This is a genomic window from Rhodococcus sp. SJ-2, from assembly GCF_053750035.1.
The window spans coordinates 1,541,082-1,558,500 of the sequence record NZ_CM132340.1; the positions used below are offsets into that span (position 1 = coordinate 1,541,082).

The 17,419-nt window shown below is 64.4% G+C and carries 19 protein-coding genes; 14 read left to right on the plus strand and 5 right to left on the minus strand.

Annotated elements, in window-relative coordinates; genetic code table 11:
- Positions 1-104 precede the first annotated feature (104 nt).
- From ACSYG9_RS07060 to ACSYG9_RS07070, 3 genes are all read right to left on the minus strand, one after another.
- Positions 105-617 carry a DUF6764 family protein gene (locus ACSYG9_RS07060; RefSeq protein ID WP_454842908.1) on the minus strand — a complete coding sequence of 171 codons (513 nt, stop codon included), beginning with the start codon at positions 615-617 and terminating at the stop codon, positions 105-107.
- Positions 618-726: 109 nt separating this feature from the next.
- Positions 727-1,800 carry a non-homologous end-joining DNA ligase LigD gene (locus ACSYG9_RS07065; RefSeq protein ID WP_440126483.1) on the minus strand — a complete coding sequence of 358 codons (1,074 nt, stop codon included), beginning with the start codon at positions 1,798-1,800 and terminating at the stop codon, positions 727-729.
- Between the two features lie 2 nt (positions 1,801-1,802).
- Positions 1,803-2,867, minus strand: a complete 1,065-nt coding sequence (locus ACSYG9_RS07070) for an ATP-dependent DNA ligase (protein ID WP_440126484.1) — start codon at positions 2,865-2,867, stop codon at positions 1,803-1,805.
- 190 nt (positions 2,868-3,057) lie between these two features.
- Here ACSYG9_RS07070 and lppU point away from each other — a divergent pair, with 190 nt between their 5' ends.
- Together lppU and ACSYG9_RS07080 are read left to right on the plus strand one after the other, a co-directional pair.
- Positions 3,058-3,663: an LppU family putative lipoprotein gene (gene lppU, locus ACSYG9_RS07075; RefSeq protein ID WP_440126485.1), complete on the plus strand. Its 606-nt coding sequence runs from the start codon at positions 3,058-3,060 to the stop codon at positions 3,661-3,663.
- A 135-nt stretch (positions 3,664-3,798) separates the two neighbouring features.
- Entirely contained in the window at positions 3,799-4,581 is a 783-nt protein-coding gene (locus tag ACSYG9_RS07080; RefSeq protein WP_454841824.1) for an exonuclease domain-containing protein, read from the plus strand.
- 10 nt (positions 4,582-4,591) lie between these two features.
- Here ACSYG9_RS07080 and ACSYG9_RS07085 read toward each other — a convergent pair whose 3' ends face one another.
- Positions 4,592-5,980: an FAD-binding oxidoreductase gene (locus tag ACSYG9_RS07085; RefSeq protein ID WP_454841826.1), complete on the minus strand. Its 1,389-nt coding sequence runs from the start codon at positions 5,978-5,980 to the stop codon at positions 4,592-4,594.
- 100 nt (positions 5,981-6,080) lie between these two features.
- Here ACSYG9_RS07085 and ACSYG9_RS07090 point away from each other — a divergent pair, with 100 nt between their 5' ends.
- Positions 6,081-6,764: an FCD domain-containing protein gene (locus tag ACSYG9_RS07090; RefSeq protein WP_440126488.1), complete on the plus strand. Its 684-nt coding sequence runs from the start codon at positions 6,081-6,083 to the stop codon at positions 6,762-6,764.
- Positions 6,765-6,773: 9 nt separating this feature from the next.
- Here ACSYG9_RS07090 and ACSYG9_RS07095 read toward each other — a convergent pair whose 3' ends face one another.
- The gene (locus tag ACSYG9_RS07095) at positions 6,774-7,652 is read right to left on the minus strand and encodes a LuxR C-terminal-related transcriptional regulator (protein WP_454841828.1); all 879 of its coding nucleotides are present in this window, start codon (positions 7,650-7,652) and stop codon (positions 6,774-6,776) included.
- 112 nt (positions 7,653-7,764) lie between these two features.
- Here ACSYG9_RS07095 and ACSYG9_RS07100 point away from each other — a divergent pair, with 112 nt between their 5' ends.
- From ACSYG9_RS07100 to ACSYG9_RS07150, 11 genes are all read left to right on the plus strand, one after another.
- Positions 7,765-9,405, plus strand: a complete 1,641-nt coding sequence (locus ACSYG9_RS07100) for an acyl--CoA ligase family protein (RefSeq protein ID WP_440127579.1) — start codon at positions 7,765-7,767, stop codon at positions 9,403-9,405.
- Between the two features lie 35 nt (positions 9,406-9,440).
- Positions 9,441-10,160: a TetR family transcriptional regulator gene (locus ACSYG9_RS07105; RefSeq protein WP_440126490.1), complete on the plus strand. Its 720-nt coding sequence runs from the start codon at positions 9,441-9,443 to the stop codon at positions 10,158-10,160.
- A gap of 162 nt (positions 10,161-10,322) precedes the next feature.
- Positions 10,323-11,480 (plus strand): acyl-CoA dehydrogenase, encoded by a 1,158-nt coding sequence (locus tag ACSYG9_RS07110; RefSeq protein WP_440126491.1) that lies wholly within the window; start codon positions 10,323-10,325, stop codon positions 11,478-11,480.
- Between the two features lie 61 nt (positions 11,481-11,541).
- Positions 11,542-12,390 carry a 3-hydroxybutyryl-CoA dehydrogenase gene (locus ACSYG9_RS07115; RefSeq protein ID WP_454842909.1) on the plus strand — a complete coding sequence of 283 codons (849 nt, stop codon included), beginning with the start codon at positions 11,542-11,544 and terminating at the stop codon, positions 12,388-12,390.
- 284 nt (positions 12,391-12,674) lie between these two features.
- A complete protein-coding gene (locus ACSYG9_RS07120; RefSeq protein ID WP_454841829.1) occupies positions 12,675-12,926 on the plus strand; it encodes a hypothetical protein in 252 nt (83 codons plus the stop codon).
- Positions 12,923-13,915: a hypothetical protein gene (locus ACSYG9_RS07125; protein WP_454841831.1), complete on the plus strand. Its 993-nt coding sequence runs from the start codon at positions 12,923-12,925 to the stop codon at positions 13,913-13,915. The genes ACSYG9_RS07120 and ACSYG9_RS07125 overlap by 4 nt, the downstream gene beginning before the upstream one ends.
- 517 nt (positions 13,916-14,432) lie before the next feature.
- Positions 14,433-14,891: a hypothetical protein gene (locus tag ACSYG9_RS07130; protein ID WP_454841832.1), complete on the plus strand. Its 459-nt coding sequence runs from the start codon at positions 14,433-14,435 to the stop codon at positions 14,889-14,891.
- Positions 14,888-15,448, plus strand: a complete 561-nt coding sequence (locus tag ACSYG9_RS07135; protein WP_454841834.1) for an LpqN/LpqT family lipoprotein — start codon at positions 14,888-14,890, stop codon at positions 15,446-15,448. The genes ACSYG9_RS07130 and ACSYG9_RS07135 overlap by 4 nt, the downstream gene beginning before the upstream one ends.
- Before the next feature lie 35 nt (positions 15,449-15,483).
- Positions 15,484-16,365 (plus strand): hypothetical protein, encoded by an 882-nt coding sequence (locus ACSYG9_RS07140; RefSeq protein WP_454841835.1) that lies wholly within the window; start codon positions 15,484-15,486, stop codon positions 16,363-16,365.
- A gap of 123 nt (positions 16,366-16,488) precedes the next feature.
- Positions 16,489-16,758: a hypothetical protein gene (locus tag ACSYG9_RS07145; protein WP_440126498.1), complete on the plus strand. Its 270-nt coding sequence runs from the start codon at positions 16,489-16,491 to the stop codon at positions 16,756-16,758.
- Positions 16,731-17,045 (plus strand): hypothetical protein, encoded by a 315-nt coding sequence (locus ACSYG9_RS07150; protein WP_440126499.1) that lies wholly within the window; start codon positions 16,731-16,733, stop codon positions 17,043-17,045. The genes ACSYG9_RS07145 and ACSYG9_RS07150 overlap by 28 nt, the downstream gene beginning before the upstream one ends.
- Positions 17,046-17,419: the final 374 nt, after the last annotated feature.

Genomic DNA, 17,419 nt, shown 5'->3' on the forward strand with positions numbered 1-17,419 from the left:
CGCTACGTGTCGGCGCGAGTCCGGGGAAGGCCTTACATACTCATTGCCGGCACATACGCGATGCCGGCACGTACGCATTGCCGGAGCAGACGAGTCCTCCGCGACTACGGCATCGTCGTGTACCGCAAGGACCCGTACACGAAGCAACCCTGGCCGGTCGTGAGGTTCGCCGCAAGCGCCATCTCGCCCACGCACAGGACCGGGTCGGTCGCGTCGCCGATGAATGCCTGCGAACCCGGACCTGTCGCCACCACAGCGGTACCCGGCTGATCGAGCACACCGAGTGCGAGCGACTCGGCGCCGACCCCGACGGCAGCAAGCAGTCCTCCGGCACTCTCGGCAGCTCCGACCCCACCGTCGAGACCGAGCGCTCCGACCCTCGAGTCCCCGCGGGAATCGGCAAATCCCACTCCGCCGCTTCCGTAACTCCACGCACCTCCGGGGCCCTCGGTGTTCGCGCCACACGCTTCGGTTCCGAGGATCGCACTGGATTCCGTCGGGGCACCGGGAGGCGCAGAACAGGTCAGCGATTGTGCAGGCGCCGCAGCCAGCAGAGCACCGCCGAGTGCCGCAGCCAACGCCGCGCCGACCACCGACAATCGGCCCGACATCTTCATCCAGGTCACGCCTGCGGCCCTCCAAACGATCCGAACAACTACCCTCGGGTAACAGTTTAGGGAGACATGCCCTGTCACGCTCCACAGTGAGATAACAGCAGAATCTCGGTCAGGTGTTGTTCCCGGCGCTCTTCCCACTGTTCAGCTCCCGGTCACGACTGGGCTGCACGCGCTTCGGTTCGCCCGGCATCTTGGGATGGTTCGGCGGATAGGGCAGGTCACCGAGTCCAGCAGCCTCGTCACGGTCGGCCATCTCGAGCAGAACATCGATCGACTGCGCGGCGGCATCGAGACCCGACATCGGATCGGGTCGCCTCGCCAGCAGCTCGGGCACCGTCGCGATCGTGAAATCGTCCGGTTCCGCATCGGCGAGTTCGTCCCACGTCAGCGGCGTCGACACCGTCGCAATCGGTGTTCGCCGCACCGAATATGCCGACGCGATGGTCTTGTCGCGCGCATTCTGGTTGAAGTCGAGAAAGATCCGCTCGCCGCGCTCTTCCTTCCACCATGCGGTCGTCGCGCGGTCACCACTGCGCCGCTCCACCTCGCGCATCAGCGCGATCCCGGCACGACGCACCCCGACGAAGTCCCACTCGGGGACGATCCGCAGATAGACGTGGATGCCGCGGCCACCCGACGTCTTCGGGAAACCCGTCAACCCCAGTTCGTCGAGCAGCGGCCGGACCACGTCGAGCGCGACCGTACGCGCGTCACCGAAATCCGTCCCCGGTTGCGGGTCGAGATCGATCCGGAGTTCATCGGGCCTGTCCGTGTCGCCGCAGCGCACAGCCCAGGGATGGAATGTCACGCACCCCAGATTGGCCGCCCACACCACATCCGCGGCGGAACGCACTCGCAGAGCATCGGCCTTACGCCCGGACGGAAAGGTGATCTCACACGTCGCGACGTGGTCGGGCCGCTTCGCGGGTGCACGCTTCTGATAGATCTCCTCACCCTCCACACCGTCGGGAAAGCGCTGCAGATGGGTGGGTCGGTCCCGGAGCGCGTCGAGGAGCGGTGCGCCCATGGTCGTCGTGATCGCCCGGTAGTACTCGACGAGGTGGCGTTTGGTGCCACCCTCCGCGCCGAGCCTGGGAAAGTAGATCTTGTCCGGGTTCGACAGCCGCACGGGCACACCGTCGACGTCGAGTTCTTCCGCAGGTGATCGTTTCCCCGTCGCCACCGTCAGTTCTCCGTCCGGTCCAGTACATCGGCAAGGTCGTAACGCACGGGCACCTCGAGTTGGTCGTACGTGCAACTCTGCGGGTCCCGATCGGGTCGCCAGCGGAGGAATCTGGCCGCGTGCCGGAAACGCATTGCGGTCTCCGGAGTTCCCTCCATCTGGTCGTACGCGACTTCGAGCACCCGTTCCGGACGCAGGGGGACCCAGCTGCGGTCGGCCGCTGAGCGCCACCTCGTCTGCTCACCGTCCGCGACCACATCGTCGCCCACCCGTAGCGGTTGCAACTCGGCGAGCAACTCCTGACGCCTGACAGTGGTGAATGCGGAGGCGCCCCCGACCATCACGAGTTCACCGTCGTGGTAGAGCCCCAGCAACAGTGAGCCCACCCCGTCGACGCTCTTGTGCTTGCGGTAACCGATGAGCACGCAGTCGGCGGTCCGGGCATGTTTGAGCTTGATCATGTCGCGCTTGTCGGGACGGTATGCCCCGTGGAGCTGCTTCGCGACCACACCGTCGAGGCCTGCGCCTTCGAATTGTTCGAACCATCGCATCGCAGTCTCCGCGTCAGTGGTCGCAGCAGTCACATGGCAGCTCGGGCCGCCACCGACGGCCCGCTGCAGCCGCACACGGCGTTCGGCGAACGGTTCTTCCATGAGATTGTCGTCGCCGAGAGCCAGCACGTCGAACCCGATGAACTGCGAAGGAGTGTGCTCTGCGAGCATCGCGACACGGCTCGCTGCCGGATGGATCCTTTCCGAGAGCGCCTGCCAGTCCAAGCGAGTGTGCCCGTCGCGTTCACGCGGTACGACGATCTCGCCGTCCACCACACAGCGCTCGGGAAGTTCGGCGCGCACCCGTTCGACGAGCTCCGGGAAATATCTGGCGAGGTCCTTACCACCACGCGACGCGAACACGACCTCGTCTGCATCCCGGAACACTATCGCGCGGAAGCCGTCCCACTTCGGCTCGTACGACCACTGCGCCGCACCGGAATCCGGTTGTTCCGGCACCTTCGATGAGGCCTTCGCCAGCATGGGCGCTATCGGCGGTACGACGGGCAGATCCATGATTCTCATCGTTGCATCCGGATGCGCTGCGCGTGCCGGTTGCAACCGATCGACCTCTTCGCCGACCCATTCACAACGGCGACAGAAGGCCCATGAACTCGATCACACCGATGCTGTTTCGTGAGGTCGGAGAGGGTGTTCAGCAACCATCGCGCGAAGCGAACAATCCAGTTCCGTACTCTGTGCAGCCATGATCACTCTTCGCCGTGCGGCCGGCCTTGCTGTCGCAGCCGTTGCCGCAGTGTCGTTGGTCGCCGGCTGTTCCGACGATGTGGAGCTCCGGGCCGTGCCCGAAGCCGGCTCGTCGGCGACGGAATCGTCGGCCTCGCCCAGTTCCTCGCGCACGACAACTTCGGCTCCGACCACCTCGGACAGCCCGTCTGCGTCCGATCTCGATCTGGAGGTCGACGCCGAAATCGGCGACTGCGTCCTGCTCGGCGGCACCGTCGACGACGCCACGATCGAGGAAGCAACCTGCGGCAGCGACGACTCCAACTACCTCGTCGTCGACATCGTGACGACGAGCGACGAGTGCAATTCCGACCAGTCCTACTACGAGTCCATCCGCGGCAACGAACTCGGCGCGCTGTGTCTCGATATCGACTGGCAGGTCGACGATTGTATGGATCTCGGCGGTGAAGACCCGAAACGGATCGACTGTTCGGAGACAGCCATCGAGGGCGAGAGGGTCACCGAGATCCTCGAAGGCACCACCGACGTCAACGACTGCTCCATCTCCGACAGCGGCTTCGTCTACGAGGAGCGCGAGATGGTCGTGTGCGCAGACTCGTTCTGAGTCGTTCCCGGCAGACTCGTTCCGAGTCGTCCACCAGCAGTCCCGACTCGACCGCGGCCGGACTTGTCGGTGCCGGCAGACACAATGCCGGATGAACCACCGACCATGTCCATCGAACGGATAGGGGAACTGCCTGTGACGCCCTGGCCCGACCTACCCCTTTGCGCGTTCGACCTCGAGACGACCGATCGCGACCCGAGGACGGCCCGCATCGTCAGCGCGTGTGTCGCGACGTTCGACGGGGAACGCATCCACTCCCGCACGTGGCTGCTCGATCCCGGCATCCCTATTCCCGCCGAGACCATCGCCATCCACGGCATCACCGACGAACGCGCCCGCGCCGAAGGTATGGACTACCGGGCCGGCTATCTCGAGATCCGCGAGGCGCTGCTGGAGGCGTGGCGCCGGGGGCACATCGTCGTCGCATTCAACGCGAGCTACGACTTGACGGTGATGGACGCCGAAGGAACGCGCCTCGGACTACCCGCCCTCGGGTTCGGGCTCGTCGCCGATCCGTACGTCATCGACCGGGAAATGGACCGCGGACGGTCGGGAAAACGCACGCTCGCGGCGGTGTGCGACGCATACGGGGTGACGTTGTCGTGCGCGCACGAAGCCGAGGCCGATGCACTCGCCGCCGGTCACCTCGTGCGCGCGCTCGTCGCCCGTTTTCCGCAGCTGGCAGACCTCGACATCATGGCCGATCAGGCCGCGTGGCACGCCGAGCGGCAACGGAATTTCGCCGTGTATCTGGAAGGCCTCGGCCGCGACTCCACCGATGTCGACGGCGGTTGGCCGTTACGCGGCGCGTCCAGCGTCGACCTGCTCGAACGCCCCGCGAGCACCGTCGCCGAGCCGTGGACGACGCGACTTCGGCGACGGGCCCGGGCGTTCTTCGAGGGGTTTCGTCGCACGTAGGGGCTTCCGGCTAGATCCCTCGTCCCGGGTTGAGGATCGAGGTGGGGTCGAACGCGGCCTTCACCTTGCTCATCAGTTCGCGCTCCACCGACCCGACCATCTGCTCGAGGTACGGCTCCTTGAGGACTCCGATGCCGTGCTCGCCGCTGATCGATCCACCGAGTTCCAGGCATTCCGCCACCATGTCGTCGAATGCCAGCCGTGCGCGGCGCGTGTGGTCGTCGTCGGCTGCGTCGAACACGATGGTGGGGTGCAGATTGCCGTCTGCGGCATGTCCGAACGTACCGATCACGAGGCTGTGTTTCTGAGCGATCCGCTCGATCGCCGACAGCATCTGGGGCAACCGTGGGACCGGAACCGCGAGATCGTCGAGCAAGGTACTGCCCTGGCGTTCGAGGGCGGTCAACGCGACCCGGCGCGCCTGCATGAACTCCTCACCCTCGACCGGGTCGTCGGTGTCGTACACCTCGGTTGCGCCGATCTCCGTGCACACGGTGGCACACGTCTGGGCCTCGGCACCGGCTTCTCTGCCGTCGCACTGAATGAGCAGGAGTGCGCCCGCTGATTCGTCGAGTCCCATGTGCGTCATCTCGTTGACTGCGGTGATCGTCGTGCGGTCCATCAGCTCGAGCAGACACGGCTCGGCGCGGTTGCGGATTGCAAGCACCGCTTCGATGGCCTGCGCCGTGGACGGAAATGCGGCCACGACCGTCGACGCCGCGGTCGGCGCCGCCCTGAGCCGCATGGTGGCCTCGACGATGACGGCGAGTGTCCCCTCCGACCCGACGAGCAGCTGGGTCAGGTTGAGCCCAGCGACATTTTTCCTGGTCACTGCACCGGTATGGATGATGCGTCCGTCGGCGAGTACCGCTTTTATTCTGGCCACGTGATCGGCGGTGACGCCGTACTTCGCGCAGCACGTGCCGCCCGCGTTCGTTGCGAGATTGCCACCGATGGTCGAGATCGCCCGGCTTCCGGGGTCTGGCACGTACCAGAGTCCGCGTTCGGCGACTGCGGCTGCCAGATCGCCGTTGATCACGCCCGGCTGCACGGTCGCGGTCCGCGCGGCCGTGTCGATGTGGAGAATCTCGTTCAGTTTCTCGACGCTGAGCACGATGCAGCCGTCGAGCGCATTCGCGGCGCCTGCCAACCCGGTGCCCGCGCCGCGTGTCACCACGGGCACGCCGTGCCGGTGGGCCCATTTCATCGTTTCGACCACGTCGTCGGTGTCGCGGGCCCGCACGAGTGCCAGTGGGATTCCGGCCTCGGTCAGCAGCGACTGGTCGCGCCGGTACGCGAACATCCGATCCGGATCGGTGACGAGTGCGTCGCCGAGCGGGTCGCGCAGATCGTTGCTGAGTGCGCTGTGCAGGTCTTCGATGTTCGCGGAACCAGGCATTCCTAGATTGTCAGACAAGTACACTGGACAGTCAAGGATTGTGAGGCCGCAGCGTGAAAGAATCGCGCACCGGTTCGACAGTGGAGTGAAGGAGCCGGAGATGGCGGGACGTGTCAGAACTCTGTCGATCATCGATGCCCTGACCGAGGAACTGCGGGGACGGTTGTTCTCCGGCGAACTCGCACACGACGATGCACTCACCGAAGCCGAAGTCGCGCGGGTCTACGAGGTCGCACGACCGACGGCGAAAGCAGCCATCGAAAAACTCGTCGGCGAGGGCCTCCTTCAGCGCAGCGCCCACAAGACCGCCCGCGTACCCAAACTGGGGCCCGACGACATCCGCGACATCTACCGCACCCGCGCGCACCTCGAGTCCACAGCACTGCGCTACCTGGCGCAGAGCCCACACATTCCCAACTCTGCCGTCACCGCCAACGGTGAGATCTTCGCCATGACAGACAACGCACCGCTCGCGATCGTCGAACCCGACATGCGCTTCCACACCTCACTGGTGGACGCGATGGGAAGTCCTCGGACGAGCAGGATGTTCGGTTCGCTCGTCTCCGAGGTGCGATTGTGCATGGTCCAGGTTCAGGGCCAGCATCTGCTGACCACGGCGAGCATCGCTACCGAACACCGGCAGATACTCGATGCGGTGGCGTCGGGAAACGGAGAGCTCGCGGTCTCGATCCTCGCCGACCACCTCGGACGAGCGCGCGAACGCCTCGTCGCGGCTGTCGGTGGCGTCCCCGGCCCGGAGGCCGAACTTCCCGAGCCGGCCTGACGGATCGACTCAGAGCAATAGACCCTGCCGACGCGCCTCCACCACCGCTTCGTGACGACTGTGCACCTCGAGCTTCGCCAGAATATTGCGCACGTAGCTCTTGACGGTTTCGAGACTCAGGGCCAGGCGTTCGGCGATCTCGGCGTTGCGGCAGCCCAAGGCCACATATCCGAGCACGTCCTGTTCGCGCGGGGTCAGGTGCGCTGTCGGCACCTGCGACCCGGAGCCCCCGAGCGCCCGCAGTTTGTCCTCGACCCCCTTCAGCCGAGATTCCAGGTCCGGGTCGTTCGCTCCGGCCGCGAGCTCACGTAACTCCAGGTAGCTTTCGGTGATCGTGTCGGACACCGCCCGCGGGAGCCGCTCACCGTTTCCCATCGGGCTGCACGCTCCGACGTTGTCGAGCAGTGCCACCCGACGATCCACCTCGTCGCGGATCTCGATCTCCCGTGCCAACGCTCGCGCGGACTGCGCGAGTTGTTCGGTGACGGTGTCGCCGATGGGCAGTGGCGTTCGGAGACCGCCGTACATCGCCGCACGGGTCCGCCCCCGCACAACGACGGGGACAGCCAGCAACGACTCGATACCCTCGCCGCCGACGGGCCTGTCGTAATCGTGGGTGATGTGTCGCGACGTGAAGTAGTCGGAGACCGAACGGGGGCGCTGCTCGGCGATCGCCCGTCCGCCGAGCCCACGTTCGGAACTGATCACGAGATTGCGGAGGAATCGACCACGAGTTCCGACGTAACCGGACAACACCAGATCGGCGCCGTGCACGGTGCCTCCGAACAGAATGGGAAGGCCTGTCGTCTGCTCGAGCGACCGCAATTCGGCACGAAGCGTGTCGACGTCACTCGGCCGAAGCAGATCAGCACGGTTCACAGCACTCACTGAGCGGCTTCCTCCTAACACCCTCTTTCTAGGGTAGCGGCGCCGATTCGGAGATTCGTAGCCTCGACCGAACCCGGTGTTGCGACGATCACACGTGACGCCGACTTTCCCGATGATCCCGGAGGTTTCCGTGTCCAGCGCACTCGACCGCTCTGCCGCGTCTGCCAACCACAGTCAGCTCAGCCCGCTGCGCTTCCTCGAGCGGTCGGCGTCGGTGTTCCCCGATCGCACCGCGATCGTCTACGGCGACCGTCGGTACACATATGCGGAGTTCGCCGAGGAGACCCAGCGTCTCGCCCGGGTCCTGAAAAGCCGGATCAAGCCCGGCGACCGGGTGGCCTACCTGACTCCCAACGTGCCCGAGACTCTCATCGCGCATTTCGCGGTGCCGCTGGCAGGCGGGGTGCTTATCGCACTGAACTCGCGGCTCGCAGGTCCGGAGCTCGACTACATCCTGAACCACGCCGAGGCGTCGCTGCTGTTCGTCGACTCCGAATTCGTCGGCTCGCTCGCGGGCGTCGACGTCCCGACACTCACCGATATCGTCGAAGTCCCCGATTCGACGGTATCGGCGCCAGAATTTCCCGCTGGCGTGGTTACCGCGCGCTACGACGAGTTTCTCGCGCTCGCCGATTCGCTCGACGCATCCCCGTTGCCTTGGAGCGTCGAAGACGAACTCGGCGTCATCTCCCTCAACTACACCTCGGGCACCACCGGCAAGCCGAAGGGCGTCATGTACTCGCATCGCGGTGCGTATCTCAATTCGCTGGGCGAGACGTTCCACAACGGATTCACGGGGCAGAGCAAATACCTGTGGACGCTGCCGATGTTCCACTGCAACGGCTGGTGCACTCCGTGGGCGGTCACCGCGGCGGGTGGCACTCACATCTGCCTGCGGGCGGTGCGCGCCGACGCCATCTGGGATGCCATCGACAACCTGGGCGTGACCAACCTGTGCGGCGCGCCCGCGGTGTGCTCGACCATCGCGAACGCCGAACAGGCACACACGCTCGACCGGCCCCTGCACATCACCACCGCGGGTGCACCACCGTCCCCGACCGTGATCGCGCAACTCGAACAGATGGGCATCACCGTCGTGCACGTCTACGGTCTGACCGAGGTGTACGGCCCGTACACGATCTGCGAGTACCAGGATTCGTGGGACGACAAGACAGGTGACGAACGCGCCGCACTGTTGTCCCGGCAGGGTGTCGGCATGCTGCAGGCCGAAACGGCCCGCATCGTCGACGACAACATGAACGATGTTCCGGCCGACGCCGAGACCATGGGTGAGATAGTGCTGCGCGGCAACAACGTCATGCTCGGCTACTACAAGGATCCCGACGCCACCGCCGAGGCGTTCGCCGGTGGCTGGTTCCACACCGGCGACCTCGGTGTCATGCACCCGGACGGATATATCCAGCTCAAGGACCGTGCCAAGGACATCATCATCTCCGGTGGCGAGAACATCTCGACGGTCGAGGTGGAGCAGGCGATCATGGCGCACCCCGCGGTGATCGATGTCGCGGTGGTCGGTGTTCCCGACGAGAAGTGGGGGGAGCGGCCGAAGGCCTTCGTCATCCTGAAGGAGTCACAGTCGGTCACGGCGGACGACCTCATCGCCCACACCCGCCGCTTGCTGGCAGGCTACAAGGTCCCCCGCGACATCGTCTTTCCGCTCGAACTGCCGCGAACATCGACAGGCAAGATCCTCAAGTTCGAGCTTCGCTCAGCGGAAACCCCGCGGTCCTGACGTAGCAATCCCCGCGAGGCGGGATACTCGACGTCATGTCACACGGAACAGTCCCCGGCCGCCGTCCCGATTCGGCGGGGCCGGATCCCACACAGTTCCGGGTGCATGTCGTCACCCAGGCCATCCGACTGTTCTCGCAATACGGCTACGAGTCGACGACCGTCGAGCAGATCGCGGCGGCAGCGGGAGTGTCCCGTCGCACGTTCTTCCGGCAGTTTCGCTCGAAGGAGGACGTGATCTTTGCCGATCACGAGTCGCTCCTCGAGCAGGTGTCGGAGTACCTGTCGCGCGAATTCGACGATCCGTGGGCCGCCTGCGGCGACGCGGCACAACTCGTCTTCGGCCATTTCCGCGACCGGCGCGACCTCTCGGTCTGGCGGTACCGGATCGTGCAGCGGGTGCCGGCCCTGCGCGATCGGGAGCTCGTGACGACCTACCGATACGAGCGACTGTTCACAGAATTCCTCCGTCAGGCCGTACCAGGTGAGAAACCGATCCGGATCGTGAGCTTCGCGGCGGCGATGACGTCAGCACACAATTTCCTGTTGCGGGCAATGATTCGCGGTGACGACACCGCGACCGCGGAGGTCCTCGATCGGGAGTTGTACGAGATCAGACGCACCTTCGGGGTGGTGCCGGGTGCCGAGCCCTCCTCCGCCCCCGAGGCACCGCGTGCCGTGACAGTGGTGACGTATCCCGCGGGAACCTCGCCCTCCGCAGTAGCGGAAGAAGTGCGACGCACCCTCGGCGGATAGTGCCCGCTCGCTGCAGCAGGCCCCACCACGTGCATTGACCTGGCACTCAGTGCCGTGGTTAGAATTGGACGATTCCGCGACGTTGCGCCCCCATGGCTCGCTATTGTGGGCGCAGATCCACCCTCTGGAATGGCACCGCGTGCCGATTGGAGTTCCGCCCTCATGGCCCTCAACGCCGATTTCGATCTGTTCAAGCTCAGCGAAGAGCACGACGCCCTGCGCGAGGCCATCCGCGCACTCTCCGAGAAAGAGATCGCACCGTACGCGAAGGAGGTCGACGAGGACTCCCGCTTCCCGCAGGAGGCACTCGACGCCCTCAACAAGTCCGGCTTCAACGCCATCCACGTGCCCGAGCAATTCGAGGGTCAGGGCGCCGACTCCATTGCCGCGTGCATCGTGATCGAGGAAGTCGCTCGCGTGTGTGGCTCCTCGTCGCTGATCCCGGCCGTCAACAAGCTCGGCACAATGGGTCTGATCCTGCGCGGCTCCGACGAACTCAAGGCCAAGGTCCTTCCCGACATCGTGAACGGCGCTATGGCGTCGTATGCGCTGTCGGAGCGTGAGGCAGGCTCCGACGCCGCATCGATGCGCACCCGCGCGAAGGCCGACGGCGACGACTGGATCCTCAACGGCTCCAAGTGCTGGATCACCAACGGCGGCAAGTCCACGTGGTACACGGTCATGGCCGTCACCGACCCCGACAAGGGCGCCAACGGCATCTCGTCGTTCATGGTCCACAAGGACGACGAAGGCTTCGTCGTCGGGCCCAAGGAGAAGAAGCTCGGAATCAAGGGCTCGCCCACCGCCGAGCTGTACTTCGAGAACTGCCGCATCCCCGGCGATCGCATCGTCGGCGAGCCCGGCACCGGCTTCAAGACGGCGCTCGCGACCCTCGACCACACGCGTCCCACCATCGGCGCACAGGCTGTCGGGCTCGCCCAGGGTGCGCTCGACGCCGCGATCACCTACGTCAAGGATCGTAAGCAGTTCGGCCGTCCGATCTCCGACAACCAGGGTGTGCAGTTCATGCTCGCCGACATGGCCATGAAGGTCGAGGCCGCCCGCCTGATGGTCTACACCTCGGCCGCTCGCGCCGAGCGCGGCGAAGGCAACCTCGGCTTCATCTCGGCCGCCGCCAAGTGCTTCGCGTCGGATGTCGCCATGGAGGTCACCACCGATGCGGTGCAGCTGTTCGGTGGCGCCGGCTACACCACGGACTTCCCGGTCGAGCGAATGATGCGCGACGCCAAGATCACCCAGATCTACGAGGGCACCAACCAGATCCAGCGCGTCGTCATGTCGCGAGCTCTGCTTCGCTGATCACGCTCGGATACGGTCTTAGTCGAGAATCCCTCATCGATCAGGAGTTTGTGTAGTGGCAATCGAAAAGGTAGGCATTATCGGCGGCGGCACCATGGGTGCCGGCATCGCAGAGGTCTGCGCCAAGGCCGGCAGCGACGTGCTCGTCAAAGAGACGACCGAACAGTTCGCCGAAGCCGCGCGTGAGCGTCTCACGAAGTCGATCGGCCGCGGCGTCAAGTCCGGCAAGGTCACCCAGGAGGACGCCGACGCGATCCTCGCCCGCATCAAGGTCACGCTCGACATGAGCGAGTTCGCCGACCGCGACCTCGTCATCGAGGCCGCACCCGAGATCGAGTCGCTGAAGGCCGAGATCTTCGCCGAGCTCGACAAGGTCGTCAAGCCCGAGGGCATCCTCGCGACCAACACGTCGTCGATCCCCGTCATCAAGATGGCGCAGGCGACGCAGCGTCCCGGCAAGGTCGTCGGCGTGCACTTCTTCAACCCGGTGCCGGTGATGCCTCTCGTCGAGGTCATCTCCGCACTGACCACCGACGAGGCCGCAGCCGACACGGTGTTCGACTACGCGAAGAACACCCTCGGCAAGACTGCGGTGCGCGCCGGCGATCGCGCGGGCTTCATCGTCAACGCGCTGCTCATCCCGTACCTGTGCGACGCCGTACGGATGCTCGAGTCGGGTTACGCGACAAAGGAAGACATCGACGCCGCGATGAAGGGTGGCTGCGGCTACCCGATGGGACCGCTGACGTTGCTCGACACCGTCGGTCTCGATATCGCCCTCAACGCCGCGCAGTCGCTGTACGACGAGTTCGCTCAGCCGAACTACGCTCCCCCGGCGCTGTTGCGTCGCATGGTCGATGCGGGTCGCCTGGGCCGCAAGACCGGCGAGGGTTTCTACAGCTACAAGTAGCGTCCCAGCAGCATCCTCGAGCCCTGTCGGCCTTTCGGGACCGGCAGGGCTCGATTTTGTTCCACCCCTCCATTTTTCACGACCGTCACAATCCGAACGGGCAGATACAACCCGAACGGGATGTTGTATCTGCCCGAAGCTGTTGCGGCGGTCCGTGATCAGGTCCTGATACGCCGTTCGCAGCTCTGCTATCGTCATATCCGGACACATCGGGGGATTCTGTCGGGGGGACAGTTGTGACGTTGCAGGTAGATCCACACGCGCTTCGCGCGTTCGCCTCATCTGTGAGTGGCGCAGCAGATGCGATCGGGGAGTGGGACACCAGCGCCCCGTACGCACACTCGCACGCAGCACTTCCCGGCACAGGATTGAGTGAGGCAAGTACACGCGGCCACCTCGCTACGGCGCAAGCACTGGCCAGCATCCGCCAGCGCCTCCTCGAAGTCACCGACATCTCGAACGGCGCGGCAGACGACTACGAGATCGCCGAGGCCGACTTCGTCGCAGCACTCGCGGCGATGGACCTGCCCCGGTGAGTCCCGGCGTCTCTGCCGTCGAAGCCTGGAACCCTGACGCCCTCCGGACAACGGCGGACGGGCTCGACACGATAGTCGACTCACTCGACGACCGCATGAAGGGCCTCCTCAACGATCAGGATGCCCTCGCCGAACAGTGGAAGGGCGACGCCGCGAATGCCGCAGCCCTCCGTGTGGTCCGGGAACGTTCACTCGGCAGCGCTATCGCCGGGGCCCTCTTGCAGGTCGCCGATGCCTATCGCACCGGGGCACCGATCGTCGAAGGTGCCCGGATGCACGTACTCGGACTAGTGCGGGCTGCCGAACATCAATCGTTCACCGTGCACGACAACGGCATCGTCGACGCAGCAAACCAGATCTCACTTCTTCGCGCGCTGCTGCCACCGGGCGCGACCTACGATACCGCGTCCCTCCAACTCGAACGCCAGGCCGCCGAGCTCAGTGTCGCGTTGGTCGATGCACTCCAACAGGCTGCGGCAGCCGCAGGCGACGCGATGAGTCGCATCAACACCGCCGTAGCCGTACTGGAAGACGCGGCAAAGGCGGCGACGCCGGGGGAAATCGTCAAGTCCGATACCGGCGAGCACTCCTGGGCTCCGGACGTGCCCGCCACCGTCGCCGCGTCCACGATCGGCGTCATGACCGACGTGACCGACAAGGCATTGACGAGTGCCGCCATCTCGGCGGGCGACGACCTCGCAGCAGGAGTTGCGAAGGGACTCGGTCCATTCGCCGCGTCGCTCGGGACGATACCGGCGATCAACAACGATATCGAAGGTGGAATGGACCCTACTAAGGCTGTGATAACAGAAGGCGCAGGCGCCGTCGCCGGCCTCGGAGGAACATACATCGGCACAAAAATAGGCGGAACCCTCGGCACGTTTATTGCACCAGGGGCAGGAACCGCTGTAGGGATCGTTGTCGGCGCGGCATTCGGCGGAGCTGCAACCTGGTTTGCATCGAAATACCTTCAGAAAGAGTGGGATTGAGCCATGGAAGAATCCTTCCGAGAATGTGCGCAGGAGCACCGCAATGACTGAGTCGAGCCGCGGCACCAGCTCACCAGAATCCGGCAGCCGCACTCGCAGTGACAGCCGCCCACTGTGGCCTCAACGGTTTCGCCCGGCAATTCTGATCGGGTCGGTGGGCACATCGGTACTCGCGATATTCTGCATCCGCACTGTCGGGGAGAGCTGGCGGATCGAAGACCCATTGGTCACTGCAGGGTACTGTGGGGGTTCATTGCTGATGACGATGATTGCTCTGGGGCTGCTGCGCGAAGCCGGATTTCGATACCTGGGTCTATCGGGAAAAATTCGCCCACTTCGCACCCCGTCGCATGGCAACGGGGTGTCAATTCCAACTACCCGCATACTGATTCCGTTTCTGATCATCTCACTCATCGCTTGCGCCTGTTACGGCGCCACCGCCTCCGTCGGCTGGTTCATAGGAGCAGAAGAATCGCTCCTCCCGAACGGCCGGGACTCTCGAGCGGGTGCGATCTACATGGCCACTCTCGCCGCGCTCGCAAGCACACTCGCGCTGTTCCTGGCTTCGATCAGAATCAAAACCGTCGTGAGTATCTACAGCGACGGTATCGAGCGTTATTCCCATCGACGTATCCTGCTGTCCGACAAGGTATCCAGGATATTCGTGGGATGGCAGGACATCACGCATGTCGATGGGAAAGTCATCGACTCGTTCCAGAATCCCGGTATCGACATCCACATCTCACCCGTGATTGCGAGAGAGGAACGGACGCCACACGACGGAGAGCACAAGATCGCACTCATGGCTCACGTACTCGTGACCGAACCGAACACCCTCTTTGCGCTGTTGAAACGCCTCCACGAGAACCCGGACGACCGAGCACTCGTCTGTGAAGCCGACGCCGCAGAACTACTGCGACCTCCTACCCTGCGCCAACGCTTCCGAGCTGCGCGCGATCAGAAGGCGAAGGCATGAACTCTCAGAACCCGATTCCTGCCACCTTGCGCGCCTATCTGGAACGCCACGACGTCGAACTCATTCCCTGTTCGTCCCACGAGCCTGGAGACCCGTTTATCACAATCCCAATCCCCGACGGGTGGGTCACCGTGCCCGACGAGATGTTCCCCCACGCATATTCGGTCCTCATCGCACCCGCATACGCAGAGCACGAGTGGACACCTAACGCGGTACTCCTCCACGGCCGCTTGTCTCGGTGGCGTCCCACCGATGAACTCATCGAGACAGCAACATCCGAAGCGCAAACGCTCCCCGAATGGGTCGAGTTACGTTCGAGCCACAATGATTTCGCCGGTCATCGTTCGGTGTTCATCCACGGTGGGTATTGCGTGGACGGCATGGGGTACGAAGCAGCAACCCGCTATCTCGTAGTCGACCACGAGTACGACCGCTACCTGACGCAATTGACCGTGACGACACCCAGACATCCGCACAGCGCACTTGCTGCCGACGCGGCCACCATTCACAGCGGACTGGCGGTCGAGTCCGCCACCCGAGACAGCGAGCCTCGGTGAGACACGACGACCGGACGCACACAGAGTCTGCACCAGTGCCCACATGGCCACAGCCGTTCCGGCCCGGATCATTCGCTGTGGGAATCGCGTTCATGGTCCTGCTGGCCTGGCTCATCAGCAGAATCGACAGCATGCTTGCGGACGACGACGTCGGCATCATGTGGCTGGGGTTCACCATCATCGTCATGATCGCCCCAGGGACGTACTGGTGGTTCGAGCGTTCGGGCTTGCGCTCGATCGGGCGCAGCCGCCGAATCACGCGATGTTTCTCGGACGAACACGGCCCCGGAATAGAGATCTCCACAGCAATATCGCTCTTCGTCGCGGTTGCAATGACGTGCGCGGCCATGACTTCGGGCTCGGCGCTGTTCATCTACGTCGTTGCCACCCACGCGGACAAGGTGCTGATCGCGCGACACTCACTACGCGAGGCCATCCCGTTTCTCATTCTCACCGTCGTCGCCGCCCTCCTGGTAGGAGCGTTACCCGTCGTATTTCGCGGGCGCACGGTGCTGCGACTGCACCGGGACGGTGTCCACCGCCACGTCGCACTTCGTCGGCTCCGAGTGCACAGGCACGACACGTTCGTGCGGTGGGACGACATCGACGAAGTCGCCGCCGATGTATACACGGTTGGCACCCGCGGCCCCGATGTTCACAATCCGCTCATCCGCCTCCGTGTTCCAGGTCCGGTCGTCACTGCGGGTACCGTACCGTTCGACACCGCGGACGATGTGGCGATCACGGCGTACGTTCTTGCCGCCGAACCCAATACACTCATCGACCTGATGCGCCGCTTGCACGCCCGCACCGAGGATCGCCATCTTGTGGCGCAGTCCGATGCCGTCGAACTTCTCCGACCGCCTCCACTGCGCGAACGATTCCGTGCCGCAAGAGGAGTCACGACGCCGTGGTGAACGACCGAGTCGCACTCCTTTCCGGGCGGCAACACCTCTCACGGACAGGAACAACCTGAAGGACGTTGGTTGTCAGGATGATCGTCAGACACCCTGACAGCCAACGCGGGGATCGGAGCAACAATGTCCGACCTCATCACCGTCCCCATAAGACGCACCCAACAAGGCCACCGCGCGTTCTCCATGGCCTACAAAATCGAGTTCCTCCGCCGCTGGGACGCCTGCATCGAACGCAGCGCGAAATCCCGACAACTCCGCGAGAACAACCTCACCAGCACCATGGTCCGCGCCTGGATCAAAGCCCGCGATGCGGGGCACTTACAGGAGATCCCGCAGGCGTTTATGAGTGCACGCGAGTACGCGCTGTGGCTCGAGCGCACGGCGTTGTCCTGACAGACATCGTCACCAACCTGACCAAAGCGGGGATGCCCGTCACCCGGGGCTGCACGCTGGTGGGGATCGCCCGGTTCCCGGTGGTCTGGCGCATCGAATACAACGAGGAGAAGGTCGAGGCGGTGGAGATGTTCACCGACGCGTTCACCGCGTTCGGGCTGTTGCTCGATGCCTCGCTGCGGCGGGTCAGTGACGACAATCCGCTCTCGGAGTCACTGTTCGAGACCATCACGTACGCGCTGACGTGTCCCGCCAGGTTCGACGATATCGCTCGTGCTCGGCGGTGACCAGGAACACCGACGCAGGCAGGAACGGCTCCACCGAATTCATGAGAAGCATCCGCGTCGGTTCCGGCATCGGCCGGTCGCGGCGTTACCGAAACCGAGCGGCGTTACCGAAACCGACGGGAATCAACACGCCTGCTCTGCCTCAGACAGGTTGACAACTTCCGCCGAAGCTGTTGCAACGGTGCATGATCAGCCGCACCTGGAACAACATAGCCCATCTATTGCTGCCTCCGGACGCTTCGGGAGATTGCGTCGGGGTCAGTCGTGGCGTTCGAGTCCGATCCGGATTCTCCTTCGCATTTGTTCCGAATCCGCCGACCCGCACACAAATCGTATGTCGGCTACTACGATCGAACTCATTGGTCGGCACGCAC